This is a genomic window from Pseudomonas sp. REP124 (assembly GCF_020164475.1).
In the GTDB taxonomy this organism is placed as follows: domain Bacteria; phylum Pseudomonadota; class Gammaproteobacteria; order Pseudomonadales; family Pseudomonadaceae; genus Aquipseudomonas.
The window spans coordinates 1-14,345 of sequence record NZ_JAIQWX010000011.1 but is presented as its reverse complement, the minus strand read 5'-3'; the positions used below and the strand labels follow the sequence as shown (position 1 = coordinate 14,345).

The following is a 14,345-nucleotide window of genomic DNA, read 5'->3' as shown; positions in this document are numbered from 1 at the left end:
TTGCGCCGTCGCCAACCTTCGCGCCGCCACGACCGTTCATCTGTGCTAGGATGCTGCGCTCGGGCGCTTGCAGGCGCCGGTCGACCTTCAGTCCCGGCCGCGGCAGAAACCCGAATAATCCTGATTTGAATCCCAGTCACTCTGGTTCGGTTTCCGGTTGGCCGCAAGGCTCCTGCCGCTGTAAGGCAGGCGTTCGTCATTGAATGGCCTGGATCGGATCTTGTACTGGCTCATCCCAACCCACGTGACCTTTGGTAGGGGTCACCACTAGGAGAGGAGGCGCCATGCCAACTATTACTCTTCCCGACGGCAGTCAACGTTCATTCGACCACCCGGTGTCCATCGCCGAGGTCGCCGCATCCATCGGTGCGGGTCTTGCCAAGGCCACCGTGGCCGGCAAGGTCAATGGCAAGCTGGCCGACGCCAGCGACATCATCGACAGCGACGCTACGCTGCAAATCATCACGCCAAAGGATGAAGAGGGGCTGGAGATCATTCGTCACTCCTGCGCTCACCTGGTTGGCCATGCGGTCAAGCAGTTGTACCCGACCGCCAAAATGGTCATCGGTCCGGTCATCGACGAAGGCTTCTATTACGACATCGCCTACGAGCGTCCTTTCACTCCGGACGACATGGCGGCGATCGAGCAGCGCATGCAGCAGCTGATCGAGAAAGATTACGACGTGATCAAGAAAGTCACTCCGCGCGCCGAAGTGATCGAAGTGTTCAAGGCCCGTGGCGAAGATTACAAGCTGCGTCTGGTCGAGGACATGCCGAATGAACAGGCCATGGGCCTGTACTATCACGAAGAATACGTCGACATGTGCCGTGGCCCGCACGTGCCGAACACCCGCTTCCTGAAATCCTTCAAGCTCACCAAGCTGTCCGGCGCCTACTGGCGCGGCGATGCCAAGAACGAGCAATTGCAGCGCGTCTACGGCACCGCATGGGCTGACAAGAAGCAGCTGGCCGCCTACATCCAGCGCATCGAAGAAGCGGAAAAGCGCGATCACCGCAAGATCGGCAAGCGCCTGGGCCTGTTCCACACCCAGGAAGAAGCGCCGGGCATGGTGTTCTGGCACCCGAACGGCTGGACCCTGTATCAGGTGCTCGAGCAGTACATGCGCAAGGTGCAGCGCGACAACGGCTACCTCGAGATCAAGACGCCTCAGGTCGTTGATCGCAGCCTGTGGGAAAAGTCCGGCCACTGGGCCAACTACGCCGACAACATGTTCACCACCGAGTCGGAAAGCCGCGACTACGCCATCAAGCCAATGAACTGCCCTTGCCACGTGCAGGTGTTCAACCAGGGCCTGAAGAGCTACCGCGAGCTGCCGATGCGCCTGGCCGAATTCGGTGCCTGCCACCGTAACGAGCCATCGGGTGCCTTGCACGGCATCATGCGCGTGCGTGCGTTCACTCAGGACGATGCTCACATCTTCTGCACTGAAGAGCAGATGCAGGCCGAATCTGCCGCCTTCATCAAGCTGACCATGGATGTCTACGCCGACTTCGGCTTCAAGGACATCGAGATGAAGCTGTCCACTCGTCCGGAAAAACGCGTCGGTTCCGACGAGTTGTGGGATCGCGCCGAAGCTGCCCTGGCCGCAGCCCTCGATAGCGCGGGCCTGCCGTACGATCTGCAGCCGGGTGAGGGTGCGTTCTACGGTCCGAAGATCGAATTCTCGCTGAAAGATTGCCTGGGCCGTGTCTGGCAGTGTGGTACCCTGCAGCTCGATTTCAACCTGCCTGTCCGTCTGGGTGCCGAGTTCGTATCCGAGGACAACAGCCGCAAGCATCCGGTGATGTTGCACCGGGCGATTCTTGGCTCGTTCGAGCGTTTCGTCGGAATTCTGATCGAACACTACGAGGGTGCATTCCCTGCGTGGCTCGCGCCGACGCAGGCTGTGGTGATGAATATCACTGATAAACAGGCAGATTTTGTCGCCCAGGTAGAAAAAACTCTCAACGAAAGCGGGTTTCGTGCCAAGTCTGACTTGAGAAATGAAAAGATCGGCTTTAAAATCCGCGAGCATACCTTGCTCAAGGTTCCCTATCTCTTGGTTATTGGAGATAAGGAAGTCGAGACGCAGACTGTCGCTGTGCGCACTCGTGAAGGTGCTGACCTGGGCTCGATGCCCGTCGCCCAATTCTCCGAGTTCCTCGCGCAAGCGGTTTCCCGGCGTGGTCGCCAAGATTCGGAGTAATTATTATTAAGCGTGATATGAGACAAGATAAACGAACTGCACCGAAAGCCCCGATCAACGAGAATATCTCGGCACGCGAGGTTCGGTTAATTGGCGCTGACGGCGAGCAGATTGGCATCGTCTCGATTGATGAAGCGCTTCGTATTGCTGAAGAAGCCAAGCTTGATCTGGTAGAAATTTCCGCTGACGCAGTCCCGCCTGTTTGCCGGGTGATGGACTACGGCAAATCGATCTTCGAAAAGAAGAAACAGATTGCAGCGGCGAAGAAGAACCAGAAGCAGATTCAGGTAAAAGAAATCAAGTTTCGTCCAGGGACGGAGGAAGGGGATTACCAGGTAAAACTACGCAACCTGGTACGTTTCCTGAGTGACGGGGACAGGGCCAAGGTATCCTTGCGATTCCGCGGCCGTGAGATGGCCCACCAGGAGCTGGGGATGGAACTCCTCAAGCGAGTTGAAGGTGACTTGCTCGAGTACGGTTCGGTCGAACAGCATCCTAAGATGGAAGGACGCCAGCTGATCATGGTCATCGCCCCGAAAAAGAAGAAATAATCAACAGGGCACGGCAGGCCTTCTGATTATGTTTATCAACTGAATGCGGAGTATCCGAACATGCCAAAGATGAAAACCAAAAGTGGTGCAGCTAAGCGGTTTCTGAAAACTGCTAACGGCATCAAGCATAAACACGCTTTCAAGAGCCACATCCTGACCAAAATGTCGACCAAGCGTAAGCGTCAACTGCGCGGTAGCAGCTTGCTGCATCCGTCCGACGTGGCAAAAGTCGAGCGCATGCTGCGCCTTCGTTAATTTTAGTCAAGAATAGAGGAAGTAACTCATGGCTCGTGTAAAGCGTGGCGTCATTGCCCGTAAGCGTCACAAAAAAATTCTGAAACTTGCTAAAGGCTACTACGGCGCTCGTTCGCGCGTATTCCGTGTTGCCAAGCAAGCGGTAATCAAGGCAGGCCAATACGCCTACCGTGACCGTCGTCAGAAAAAACGTCAGTTCCGCGCTCTGTGGATCGCTCGTATCAACGCTGGTGCTCGTATCAACGGTCTGTCCTACAGCCGTTTCATCGCCGGCCTGAAAAAAGCGTCCATCGAGATCGACCGTAAGGTTCTGGCTGATCTGGCAGTGAACGAAAAAGCGGCGTTTGCTGCGATTGTCGAGAAAGCTAAAGCCACCTTGGCTTAAGTACCCCCGACAGTCACCCGACCTCACCTCTGTGGGGTCAGGTGTTAAACGTCATAAATAGGGGAAGAGCCTTCAAGCTCTTCCCCTATTTCGTATCTGGAGTCTGTACATGGAAAACCTGGACGCGCTCGTCTCGCAAGCACTAGAGGCTGTGCAAAGCGCTGAAGATATCAATGCCCTGGAGCAAATCCGGGTTCACTACCTTGGCAAAAAGGGTGAATTGACTCAGGTGATGAAGACCCTGGGGAATTTGCCGGCAGAAGAGCGCCCACAAGTCGGCGCGCTGATCAACGTTGCCAAGGAGCGTGTCACAGAGGTTCTCAATGCGCGCAAGGCGTTGTTCGAGGAGGCCGATCTTGCGGCCAAGCTCGCCGCCGAATCCATTGACGTGACCCTGCCTGGCCGCGGCCAGACCTCTGGCGGTCTGCATCCGGTTACCCGGACTCTGGAACGTATCGAGCAGTTCTTCACCCGCATCGGCTACGGCATCGCCGAAGGCCCGGAAGTCGAAGACGACTATCACAACTTCGAGGCGCTCAACATCCCAGGCCACCACCCGGCCCGGTCGATGCATGACACCTTCTATTTCAACGCCAACATGTTGCTGCGCACCCATACCTCGCCGGTACAGGTCCGCACCATGGAATCGAAACAGCCGCCGATCCGCATCGTCTGCCCAGGCCGTGTGTACCGCAGCGACTCAGATATCACCCACTCGCCGATGTTCCACCAGGTCGAAGGCCTGCTGGTCGATCGCGATATCAATTTCGCCGACCTCAAAGGCACCATCGAAGAATTCCTGCGCGTGTTCTTCGAAAAAGAGCTGGCCGTGCGTTTCCGTCCTTCGTACTTCCCGTTCACCGAGCCATCGGCTGAAGTCGACATGGAATGCGTGATGTGCAGCGGCAAAGGCTGCCGTGTGTGCAAGCAGACCGGCTGGCTGGAAGTCATGGGCTGCGGCATGGTTCATCCGAACGTGCTGCGCATGTCCGGGATCGACCCGGAAGAGTTTTCGGGCTTTGCCTTCGGCATGGGCGTCGAGCGTCTGGCCATGCTGCGTTACGGCGTGAACGACTTGCGTCTGTTCTTCGACAACGACTTGCGGTTCCTCGCGCAATTTCGCTAGTCGTAACGAATTCTTAGGAGAGCAGGATGAAATTCAGTGAACAATGGCTGCGTGGCTGGGTTAGCCCGCAGGTAAGTCGCGATGAGCTGGTTGCTCGTCTGTCGATGGCCGGTCTCGAGGTCGATAGCGTCACTCCGGCCGCCGGCGAATTCAGCGGCGTGATCGTGGGTGAGGTGCTGAGCACCGAACAACACCCTGATGCCGACAAGCTGCGTGTTTGTCAGGTCAGCAACGGCTCGGAGACTTTCCAGGTCGTGTGCGGCGCGCCAAACGTGCGGCCAGGCCTGAAGATCCCGTTCGCCACCCTCGGTGCCGAACTGCCGGGCGACTTCAAGATCAAGAAAGCCAAGCTGCGTGGCGTTGAGTCCAACGGCATGCTGTGCTCTCAAGCCGAACTGCAAGTGGGCGAGGGCAACGATGGCCTGATGGAACTGCCGGCGGATGCGCCAGTGGGCCAGGACATCCGTGAATACCTGAAACTGGACGATGCCAGCATCGAGGTCGACCTGACCCCGAACCGTGGCGACTGCCTGTCGCTGGCGGGTCTGGCCCGTGAGGTCGGCGCACTGTACGCCGCTCCGGTAACTCGTCCCGTCGTTGACGCGGTACCGGCTGCGCACGACGAAGTGCGTCCGGTCGAAGTGCTGGCACCTGCTGCCTGCCCGCGTTACCTGGGTCGTGTGATCCGTAACGTCGACCTGTCCAAGCCAACCCCGCTGTGGATGGTTGAGCGTCTGCGTCGTGCCGACGTGCGCAGCATCGACGCTGCCGTCGACATCACCAACTACGTGATGATCGAGCTGGGGCAACCGCTGCACGCCTTCGATCTCGCCGAAATCAACGGCGGCATCCGTGTGCGCATGGCCGAAGAAGGCGAGAAGCTGGTACTGCTCGACGGTCAGGAAGTCAGTCTGCGTAGCGATACGCTGGTGATCGCCGACCACACCCGCGCTCTGGCGATTGCCGGCGTCATGGGTGGCGAGCACAGCGGCGTCAACACCGCGACCACGCGCGACATCTTCCTGGAAAGCGCTTTCTTCGATCAGATCGCCGTCGCTGGCAAGGCCCGTTCCTACGGCCTGCACACCGATGCCTCGCACCGTTACGAGCGTGGCGTGGACTGGCAGCTGGCCCGTGAAGCCATGGAGCGCGCCACTGGCCTGCTGCTGGAAATCACCGGTGGCGAAGCCGGCCCGATCATCGAGACCGTCAGCGAGCAGCACTTGCCGTCAGTTGCCCCGGTCACCCTGCGTGCCCAGCGCATCACCCAGATGCTGGGCATGGAAATGGATTCGGCTGAAGTCGAAAGCCTGCTGAGCGGTCTGGGTCTGGTCGTCACGGCTGAAGGGGCAGGGCAGTGGCGCGTGGAAGTGCCGAGTCATCGCTTCGACATCAGCCTGGAAGTCGACCTGATCGAAGAACTGGCTCGTCTGTACGGCTACAACCGTCTGCCGGTTCGTTACCCGCAAGCGCGTCTGGCGCCACAAGCCAAGGCTGAAGCCCGCAGCGATCTGCCCGAGCTGCGTCGTCTGCTGGTTGCCCGTGGCTATCAGGAAGCGATCACCTACAGCTTCATCGATCCGAAACAGTTCGAGCTGTTCAACCCGGGTGTCGAGCCGTTGCTGTTGGCCAACCCGATTTCCAACGACATGGCGGCCATGCGTTCGTCGCTGTGGCCGGGTCTGGTCAAGGCGTTGCAGCACAACCTGAACCGTCAACAGGATCGCGTTCGTCTGTTCGAGAGCGGTCTGCGTTTCGTGGGTCAGCTGGAAGGCTTGAAGCAAGAGCCGATGCTGGCGGGTGTCGTTTGCGGTAGCCGTCTGCCGGAAGGCTGGGCGCAAGGTCGCGACGTGGTCGACTTCTTCGACGTCAAGGCTGACGTGGAAGCGGTACTGGGCTTCGCCGGTGCACTGGATGCGTTCACTTTCGTACCGGGCAAGCACCCGGCGCTGCACCCGGGTCAAACCGCGCGCATCGAACGCGAAGGTCGTCTGGTCGGTTTCGTCGGCGCCATCCACCCTGAATTGTCGAAAACCCTGGGTCTGGATCGTCCGGTTTTCGTTTTCGAGCTGGTTCTGGCGGAAGTGGCGTCGGGCAAAATGCCGAAATTCCACGAGTTGTCACGCTTTCCTGAAGTGCGTCGTGACCTTGCACTGATTGCACACCAGGACGTTGCAGCCTCGGCTGTACTGGACGTAATCCGTGAAAATGCAGGCGAATGGCTGACAGACCTCAGGCTATTTGACGTGTATCAGGGTAAAGGCATTGATCCTGATAGAAAAAGCCTCGCCGTCGGCTTGACCTGGCAGCATCCATCGCGCACTCTTAATGACGATGAGGTGAATTCCACAACGCAAAACATCCTCACCTCGCTCGAACAAAGGTTGAACGCCACGTTAAGGAAGTGACGTATGGGGGCTTTGACGAAAGCTGAGATGGCGGAACGTCTGTATGAAGAGCTGGGCCTGAACAAGCGGGAAGCCAAGGAGTTGGTCGAACTGTTTTTCGAGGAAATCAGGCACGCTCTTGAAGACAACGAGCAGGTCAAATTGTCCGGTTTCGGCAATTTCGACCTGCGGGACAAACGCCAGCGGCCTGGCCGCAATCCGAAAACCGGGGAAGAAATTCCAATCACGGCTCGCCGTGTGGTCACCTTTCGTCCAGGGCAGAAGTTGAAGGCCCGAGTTGAGGCTTATGCTGGAACCAAGTCATAACGACGAGCTTCCCGTCATCCCAGGCAAACGCTACTTCACCATTGGTGAAGTCAGCGAGCTGTGTGCGGTAAAACCACACGTGCTGCGCTACTGGGAGCAGGAGTTTCCTCAGCTCAACCCCGTCAAACGCCGCGGAAACCGCCGGTATTATCAGCGCCAGGACGTGCTGATGATCCGGCAGATCCGCGCGCTTCTTTACGATCAAGGATTCACCATCGGCGGCGCACGCCTGCGCTTGTCCGGCGATGAAGCCAAAGACGACACCACGCAATACAAACAAATGATCCGCCAGATGATCGCTGAGCTCGAAGATGTTCTGGTGGTCCTCAAGAAATAAAATTACTGCTTTTAAATACTTCCAGTTTTCAAAAGCTTGCGATATATTCTTGAGCGTTCTTCGAGGTGAAGAACAGGTTTCACGCCTAGTCGGGGCGTAGCGCAGTCCGGTAGCGCACTAGCATGGGGTGCTAGGGGTCGAGTGTTCGAATCACTCCGTCCCGACCATATTTTTCAAATGACTTAGCCGAACTCTCATCAGTTCGGCTTTTTCATGTGCAGGGAATTTTGCAGGGGATTCTGTTTTCCTCCTCAGAATGGCCAGAGCTGGCCCACCTGATTCAGTCGCTGACACTTTGTTTGCTTCAAACGTGTTCGTGGTGAGTGGAGGCTCCGATACAGTTCTGTCCAGCCAGGGCACCGAACAACAGACCGAACGATGGTCGAGAACCGGGACGAAGCATCTCTCGGTGCTTTGAATGCACCATATCGGGGGAGTGGATCGAATCAGGATTGGCTAAAGTCGCGCAGCTCCACCTCTCTGCTGAACCGATCTGTCAGAGATCTTTTGATCGTGCGCATGCACGCTTTTCAGGATATGGAAATTCTATGAAAATCACTAAAACCCTATTCGTCGCCTCGTGCTTTATTGGCGTATCGCTGCTGAGCGGCTGTGCGGCCAAAGTGAAAAGCGGTGGCACCGAGTCGCTTGCCATTCCTGAATCAGCTAAACACAACCTGATTGTAAATTTCCAAGGTAACAACAAGGTTCAGCAGAATGAGGATTGGCCTCGTCTGAAGCAAGAGTGGACCGAAGCTCTGCACAACGAAGCAACTCGTGCTGGCTATAGCCTTCTGGATACTAAAGCTTCTATCCCCGCTGACAAAGACGGCGTAGGCATCAGGATCAACGTGACCAACTTTCGATACATCACCCCGGGTGCGCGCTATGGTGCGGGCGTGATGGTCGGTAACGCCTGGGTTAACTCCAGCGCGGATTATTCAGATATTAAGTCGGGACGCCTTATTGGCACTCGGACTTACGACACTTCGTCGTCTGCTTGGGAGGGAATCATGTCAGCCATGACCAAGGAGCAGGTTGAAGCTATCGCTCAGCAAATCATCAGCGATATCAAGAGCGCTAAAGCTAAGTAAGCTGATGTTCAATGACTAGCCCAATCTGAAAAGGTTGGGCTTTTTCATGTCTAAAAAACGCTTAAGCCTCACCTCCCTGAATACCTATTGCCTTCGACGAATCTGAATGTCGCCTTGCTCATACTGCAGATAGCCGGTGTAAGGAAGGAGAATCGTGTCTGCAATACCGGAAACTGCCATGTCCAGAACAATGGGCGGTGCGGCCCAGTGAGGGCCCGACCGGGCTGGTCCATTCAAATTGCAGAATTGATAAGCGGCGCCGCTGTAGGCGCGAGGGATAGTCTGGCAATTTGACTTCCACCTTGCCAGGTTGTCGCTGGCGCCTTCCTCGTCCGTCAGCGTTTTGATGGTGCCGCAACCTGATACTGCCGCGGCGAGACAAACTGCGATCCATAGCTTCATGCGTGTCATCCATTTCGGTTCGGGCATGAATGATAATTTGCAGTCCCATTGCCTCGCCATCTAATGGACCTCTTCATGCTTGGGGTAAAGTGATGCCAGTTGCTACAGCAGTGGCACTTGGAGAGATCACTTCACGATTCAGCGGGCGATCATATGGGGTAGCAGAAAGTCGTCAACGAGGCATCCGAAATGCCCCCGGTTCCAGCTCAATCATGCGACGTTCCAAGTCGTCACAAACCGTCTTCCGGAAACTTCGACCATGCCAAACAAACTCACAAAACCCCCACCACCCGCCACTGCCGCCGAAATCGAGCGCGCCATCCAGGCTTTGAACACAATGGCCGAACGTCTCTGGGGCAACGGACGCGAGGCCGAGGCGAAGGCGTTGCTTGATGCCCTGGATGCGCTGAATCGGGCGTTGGACAGGATCAGGATTGGTGAGAGTCGCAGGGCGTTGACGCTCCACTGAACAGATGGTTGGGTCGCGAGTCGGGTGATGTCTGCACTGAACGATCCAACGTGATGTAGTCTTCCGGGCGATTTGCTCACAGGAAGGATGGAAATGGCTCACTCACTCCGATACCAGGTAGGAGAATCCGTTCGCACGATTGAGACGGAGATCGGGAAGCTGCTGGATTTGGCTGCGACGTTCAAACAAGCAGGAAACGATGAGTTGGCGGAGGCGGTCTCGATTCAGGCGCACAAGCTGCTTGAGGCTTCGGTTGCACTCAGAATGGCGATGGCGGATTGAATGCTCTGGATCGATCAGGCATGCGGTCATTCTTCCCGCATGCTTGATCGATGGGTCCGGCTGCGCTGGTAACTCATCAACCATCACACCTCGCTGACTTTCACCCAGCGCTCCTCCCGCGCAGCCAGACGAATCGCCGTCGCCAATCGTTCCACTTCAAAGGCCTGCTCGAAATCGGTGCCGGTCTGTCCTTGACCGGCCAAGGCCATGATCAGCTCGTGCACTTCCAGCGTCTTCAACTCGTTGTAGCCCAGCTGATGCCCCGCTGCGGGACTGAACGCGGCGTAACCGGGCAGGTTCGGGCCGGCCAGCAATCGCTGGAAACCCTCCTGTCCGACGCGACACAGACGTAGTTCATTCAAGCGTTCCTGATCGAATGACAGGGTGCCCCGGGTGCCACTGATCTCGAAACTCAGGTGATTCTTGTAGCCGTGCTTTAGCCAACTGCTGCTGAACGTGCCGCTGGCACCGCGAGTAAAACGCAGCAATGCATGGACCTGATCGTCGACGGCAATGGCACGCAGTTCCTGGCTCCCGGCTGTGGCCGGACGCTGACCGTGGACGGTCTGCAATTGGGCGCAAACCGCTTCCACCTCGCCGAGCAGATAGCGCGCCATGGCCAGCAAGTGGCTGCCCAGATCCGCCAGCGCGCCGCCCGCGTGCCCCGCCTCGCAGCGCCACGACCAGGGTGATGCGGGATCGGCCATGAAGTCTTCGCTGAATTCGCCCTGAAAACTGACGATTTCGCCGAGTTCACCGCTCAGGATCAGTTCCCGGGCCAGGCCGATGATGGGATTGTGCTGGTAGTTGTAACCGACACGGGTGACCAAGCCCGCATTTCTGGCCGCCAGGTGCATGGCGTTGGCCTGTTCGAGGCTCACCGACAGCGGTTTTTCACAGTACACAGGCTTGCCCGCGGCAATCGCGGCCATCGCCATCGGGTAGTGCAAATGGTTGGGGGTGGTGATGGCGATCAGGTCGACTTTCGGGTCGTCAATCAAATGCTGCCAGTCCGCATAGGCCTGCTCAAAGCCCCAGGCCTGGGCGCAGGCTTGCGCGCGGGTCGGGTTGGCGTCGGCCAGCGCGGCGAGGCGAATTGTGAAGGGCAGTTCGAATGCCGCACTGACGTTGCGGAAAGCCAGGGCGTGGGCACGGCCCATGAAGCCTGTACCGATAAGTCCGATTCCGAGTTCGCGCATGACGGGAGCCTTTTGAATGTTCAGTTTCAGAAGGCTCATTTGTAGAATAAAAATTCCCTCTATTCAATTAATAGAAAAAATATTTACAAAACGTCATTCAATGTTCCACCTCTTCAGTCTTCGAACCCCACCTGCTCGTGAATCTCATCGACCTTCAGTTCCAGTCGATAGGCCACGGCGATGAACAGCGCCTGGCACAGACACAGAGTCGCACTCAATGAACGGAACGCGAACGAACTGCCTTCGTTGACCAGCAGCAGAGTGTTGGCGCGTTTGGCCAGAGGCGAGAGATTGCTGTCGGTGATGATCAGGGTTTTCGCCTGATGATGCTGGGCGATGCGCAGGCAGTGCTGGGTTTCCTTGCCGTACGGGGTAAAGCTGATGGCGATCACCAGGTCGTTGGCGCGCACGCTGCGCATCTGCTCGCGATAGGTGCCGCCCAGGCCCGACACCAGGTGGATGCGCTTGTTGGTGTGCTGCAGGTTGTAGACCAGATAGTCGGCGACCGCGAACGAGCGACGCACGCCGACCACGTAGATGTTGTCGGCATTGACCACCAGGTCCACAGCCTTTTCGAAAGCCTGGTCATCCAGTTCCTGTCCGAGCCGTTCGATGCCCGACAGGGTGGCATCGATGCACTCGCGCGCCAGGTCGCCGCCGCTGGCTTTCTGCGACTTGTTGGCAATCAGGCTGCGAATGCGCTGCTGATAGTTCTGCACCGGCGTGGTTTTGTGGGTATACGCCTCGCGGAACAGCGCCTGCATTTCGCTGAAGCCGCTGAAGCCGAAGCGCTGGGAGAACCGCACGATGGCTGACGGGTGTACTTCGCACTCGCGGGCGATGTCGCTGATGCGGTCGACCATGATCCGATCGCTTTGCTGGCTCATGTAACTGGCGATGCTTTTGAGCTGGCGTGGCAGGCTTTCGTATTCGTTGGTGATCAGTTGCAACAGGCGCTCGGCGTTGATCGGGGGGCTGACGAGATCGCTGTCTGACGTGCTCTCGGTCGAAGCCGGCTGATCGGTGCGGGACATAGGGAATCCTTCTGGCTTGTTCTTATGGGGACGATGCTGTGCGTCGTCCCCTGACAATAGGTTGGCTGTGCGCAGTCTACAGGCTAGGCCCGGACAAAATCTTGAGCTTGCGGGCAGGGCTCGGTTGCTGAAACGATGCACCGCGCCAGCTTGGCTTGAATCGAAGTCTATTGGAAAAAATATTCCACGTAAAAAATAATTGGAATAATTATTGATTTATCGTTTCCGCTCGTTTTAGTCTGATTCCACCAAGCGTGTGCGACACGTTGATCGTCGTGAACGCAGGCTGATAAAAACAACAGGAGCCAGCATGGGCCAGACTCGTTTTGCCAGTGGACGTCAATTGGATCTGATTTGCCTGGGGCGTCTTGGCGTCGACCTTTACGCGCAGCAAGTCGGGGCGCGACTGGAGGATGTGAGCAGTTTCGCCAAATACCTCGGTGGATCGTCCGCCAACATCGCTTTCGGCACCGCGCGCCTGGGGCTCAAATCGGCGATGCTGAGCCGGGTGGGAGACGATCACATGGGACGCTTCTTGCTGGAGTCCCTGGCTCGGGAGGGATGCGACATCAGCGCCGTCAAGGTCGATCACGAGCGCCTGACGGCAATGGTGCTGCTCGGTCTCAAGGACCGCGAAACCTTCCCGCTGGTGTTCTACCGTGAAAACTGCGCCGACATGGCGTTGCGCGCCGAAGACATCAGCGAAGCCTATATCGCCTCCAGCAAGGCCTTGTTGATCACCGGCACGCATTTCTCCACCGACGGCGTCTACAAGACCAGCGTCCAGGCGCTGGAATATGCGCACAAACACAACGTCAAACGGATTCTGGATATCGACTACCGCCCTGTGTTGTGGGGGCTTGCCGGCAAGGCTGACGGCGAAACCCGGTTTGTGGCCGACCAGAGCGTCAGCCAGCACGTGCAGAAAATCCTCCCGCGCTTCGATCTCATTGTCGGCACCGAAGAAGAGTTCCTGATCGCCGGCGGTGCCGGGGATTTGCTCACCGCACTGCGCAATGTCCGCCGATTGAGCGAAGCGACCCTGGTGGTCAAGCTCGGTGCGCAAGGTTGCACAGTGATTCACGGGGCGATTCCACAACGGCTCGAAGACGGTGCGATTTATCCTGGCGTGCGAGTCGAAGTGCTGAACGTACTGGGCGCCGGGGATGCCTTCATGTCGGGCTTTCTAAGTGGTTGGCTGGAGGATGCCAGCGATGAGCGCTGCTGCCAGTTGGCCAATGCCTGCGGTGGCCTGGTGGTTTCACGCCATGCCTGCGCTCCGGCGATGCCGACCCGCGCCGAACTCGATTATCTGTTCAGCAGCCCGGTGCCGATCACGCGACCGGATCAGGACGCCACCCTGCAACGCCTGCATCAGGTCAGCGTGCCGCGCAAACAATGGAAGCAACTGTTCATTTTCGCCTTCGATCATCGCCGGCAACTTGTGGAGCTGGCGCAAAAGGGCGGGCGCGATCTCAACGCTATCTGCGAACTCAAGCAACTGTTCATTACGGCCGTCGAACGGGTCGAAAGCGATTTGCGCGAACAGGGCATCGAGGCTGACGTCGGCCTGTTGGCGGACCAGCGATTCGGTCAGGACTCGCTGAACGCCGCCACCGGTCGTGGCTGGTGGGTGGCGCGGCCTGTGGAGGTCCAGGGCTCCCGACCGCTGGCGTTCGAACACGGGCGATCGATCGGCAGCAATCTGATTGCCTGGCCACAGGAGCAGATCATCAAATGCCTGGTGCAATTCCATCCCGACGACGAGCCCCTGTTGCGCCTTGAGCAGGAGGCCCAGATCAAGGGGCTGTACCAGGCCTCGCAAGTCAGCGGTCATGAACTGCTGCTGGAAATCATCCCGCCCAAGGACCACCCCTCGACGCACCCGGACGTGCTGTATCGCGCGCTCAAGCGACTCTACAACCTGGGCATCTACCCGGCGTGGTGGAAGATCGAAGCGCAAAGTGCCGAGCAGTGGAAGCAACTGGACGATTTGATTCAGGAGCGCGATCCGTACTGCCGTGGCGTGGTGTTGCTGGGCTTGAACGCTCCGGCGACGGCGTTGGCCGAAGGGTTTGCGCAAGCCAGCAAGAGCCGGACCTGTCGCGGTTTCGCCGTGGGCCGCACGATCTTCCAGGAGCCGAGCCGCGCGTGGCTGGCCGGTGAGATCGACGATCAAACGCTGATCCGCCAGGTGCAAGGCATCTTCGTTGAACTGATCGATGCCTGGCGCAGTGCCCGGAGCTGAACATTTCAGATACATGAACACTGATCCTGTGGGAGCGAGCCT

15 protein-coding genes and 1 tRNA gene are annotated in these 14,345 nt (G+C 57.8%); 13 read left to right on the top strand and 3 right to left on the bottom strand.

The window, feature by feature from the left end; all coding sequences use genetic code 11:
* Positions 1-284: 284 nt before the first annotated feature.
* From thrS to K9857_RS04655, 10 genes are all read left to right on the top strand, one after another.
* A complete protein-coding gene (thrS, locus tag K9857_RS04700; protein WP_110967417.1) occupies positions 285-2,207 on the top strand; it encodes a threonine--tRNA ligase in 1,923 nt (640 codons plus the stop codon).
* Positions 2,207-2,758 carry a translation initiation factor IF-3 gene (infC, locus tag K9857_RS04695; RefSeq protein ID WP_178076697.1) on the top strand — a complete coding sequence of 184 codons (552 nt, stop codon included), beginning with the start codon at positions 2,207-2,209 and terminating at the stop codon, positions 2,756-2,758. The genes thrS and infC overlap by 1 nt, the downstream gene beginning before the upstream one ends.
* 60 nt (positions 2,759-2,818) lie before the next feature.
* Positions 2,819-3,013: a 50S ribosomal protein L35 gene (gene rpmI, locus K9857_RS04690; RefSeq protein ID WP_002553160.1), complete on the top strand. Its 195-nt coding sequence runs from the start codon at positions 2,819-2,821 to the stop codon at positions 3,011-3,013.
* A 28-nt stretch (positions 3,014-3,041) separates the two neighbouring features.
* Complete coding sequence (gene rplT, locus K9857_RS04685) at positions 3,042-3,398, top strand: 50S ribosomal protein L20 (protein ID WP_007905879.1); 357 nt, start codon at positions 3,042-3,044, stop codon at positions 3,396-3,398.
* 109 nt (positions 3,399-3,507) lie between these two features.
* Positions 3,508-4,524, top strand: coding sequence for a phenylalanine--tRNA ligase subunit alpha (pheS, locus tag K9857_RS04680; RefSeq protein ID WP_110967418.1), 1,017 nt, complete (start codon positions 3,508-3,510; stop codon positions 4,522-4,524).
* Positions 4,525-4,550: 26 nt separating this feature from the next.
* On the top strand, positions 4,551-6,932 hold the full coding sequence (gene pheT / locus K9857_RS04675) for a phenylalanine--tRNA ligase subunit beta (protein ID WP_224533706.1): 2,382 nt from the start codon (positions 4,551-4,553) through the stop codon (positions 6,930-6,932).
* A 3-nt stretch (positions 6,933-6,935) separates the two neighbouring features.
* Positions 6,936-7,238 (top strand): integration host factor subunit alpha, encoded by a 303-nt coding sequence (gene ihfA / locus K9857_RS04670; protein WP_002553164.1) that lies wholly within the window; start codon positions 6,936-6,938, stop codon positions 7,236-7,238.
* The gene (locus tag K9857_RS04665) at positions 7,219-7,575 is read left to right on the top strand and encodes a MerR family transcriptional regulator (protein ID WP_003179985.1); all 357 of its coding nucleotides are present in this window, start codon (positions 7,219-7,221) and stop codon (positions 7,573-7,575) included. The genes ihfA and K9857_RS04665 overlap by 20 nt, the downstream gene beginning before the upstream one ends.
* 90 nt (positions 7,576-7,665) lie before the next feature.
* A tRNA-Pro gene (locus K9857_RS04660) sits at positions 7,666-7,742 on the top strand.
* 381 nt (positions 7,743-8,123) lie between these two features.
* Positions 8,124-8,669, top strand: a complete 546-nt coding sequence (locus K9857_RS04655) for a hypothetical protein (RefSeq protein ID WP_224533705.1) — start codon at positions 8,124-8,126, stop codon at positions 8,667-8,669.
* A gap of 84 nt (positions 8,670-8,753) precedes the next feature.
* On the opposite strand, the gene K9857_RS04650 is transcribed toward K9857_RS04655, so the two are convergent.
* Entirely contained in the window at positions 8,754-9,071 is a 318-nt protein-coding gene (locus K9857_RS04650; protein WP_224533704.1) for a YceK/YidQ family lipoprotein, read from the bottom strand.
* Between the two features lie 259 nt (positions 9,072-9,330).
* Here K9857_RS04650 and K9857_RS04645 point away from each other — a divergent pair, with 259 nt between their 5' ends.
* Both K9857_RS04645 and K9857_RS04640 read left to right on the top strand, forming a co-directional pair.
* Positions 9,331-9,540: a hypothetical protein gene (locus K9857_RS04645; protein WP_224533703.1), complete on the top strand. Its 210-nt coding sequence runs from the start codon at positions 9,331-9,333 to the stop codon at positions 9,538-9,540.
* 93 nt (positions 9,541-9,633) lie between these two features.
* The gene (locus K9857_RS04640) at positions 9,634-9,822 is read left to right on the top strand and encodes a hypothetical protein (protein ID WP_224533702.1); all 189 of its coding nucleotides are present in this window, start codon (positions 9,634-9,636) and stop codon (positions 9,820-9,822) included.
* Between the two features lie 83 nt (positions 9,823-9,905).
* On the opposite strand, the gene K9857_RS04635 is transcribed toward K9857_RS04640, so the two are convergent.
* Positions 9,906-11,021 carry a Gfo/Idh/MocA family protein gene (locus K9857_RS04635; RefSeq protein WP_224533701.1) on the bottom strand — a complete coding sequence of 372 codons (1,116 nt, stop codon included), beginning with the start codon at positions 11,019-11,021 and terminating at the stop codon, positions 9,906-9,908.
* 113 nt (positions 11,022-11,134) lie between these two features.
* On the bottom strand, positions 11,135-12,055 hold the full coding sequence (locus K9857_RS04630) for a MurR/RpiR family transcriptional regulator (protein WP_224533700.1): 921 nt from the start codon (positions 12,053-12,055) through the stop codon (positions 11,135-11,137).
* A 310-nt stretch (positions 12,056-12,365) separates the two neighbouring features.
* Between K9857_RS04630 and K9857_RS04625 the strand changes: the two genes are divergently transcribed.
* Complete coding sequence (locus K9857_RS04625; RefSeq protein ID WP_224533699.1) at positions 12,366-14,303, top strand: bifunctional 5-dehydro-2-deoxygluconokinase/5-dehydro-2-deoxyphosphogluconate aldolase; 1,938 nt, start codon at positions 12,366-12,368, stop codon at positions 14,301-14,303.
* Positions 14,304-14,345 lie beyond the last annotated feature (42 nt).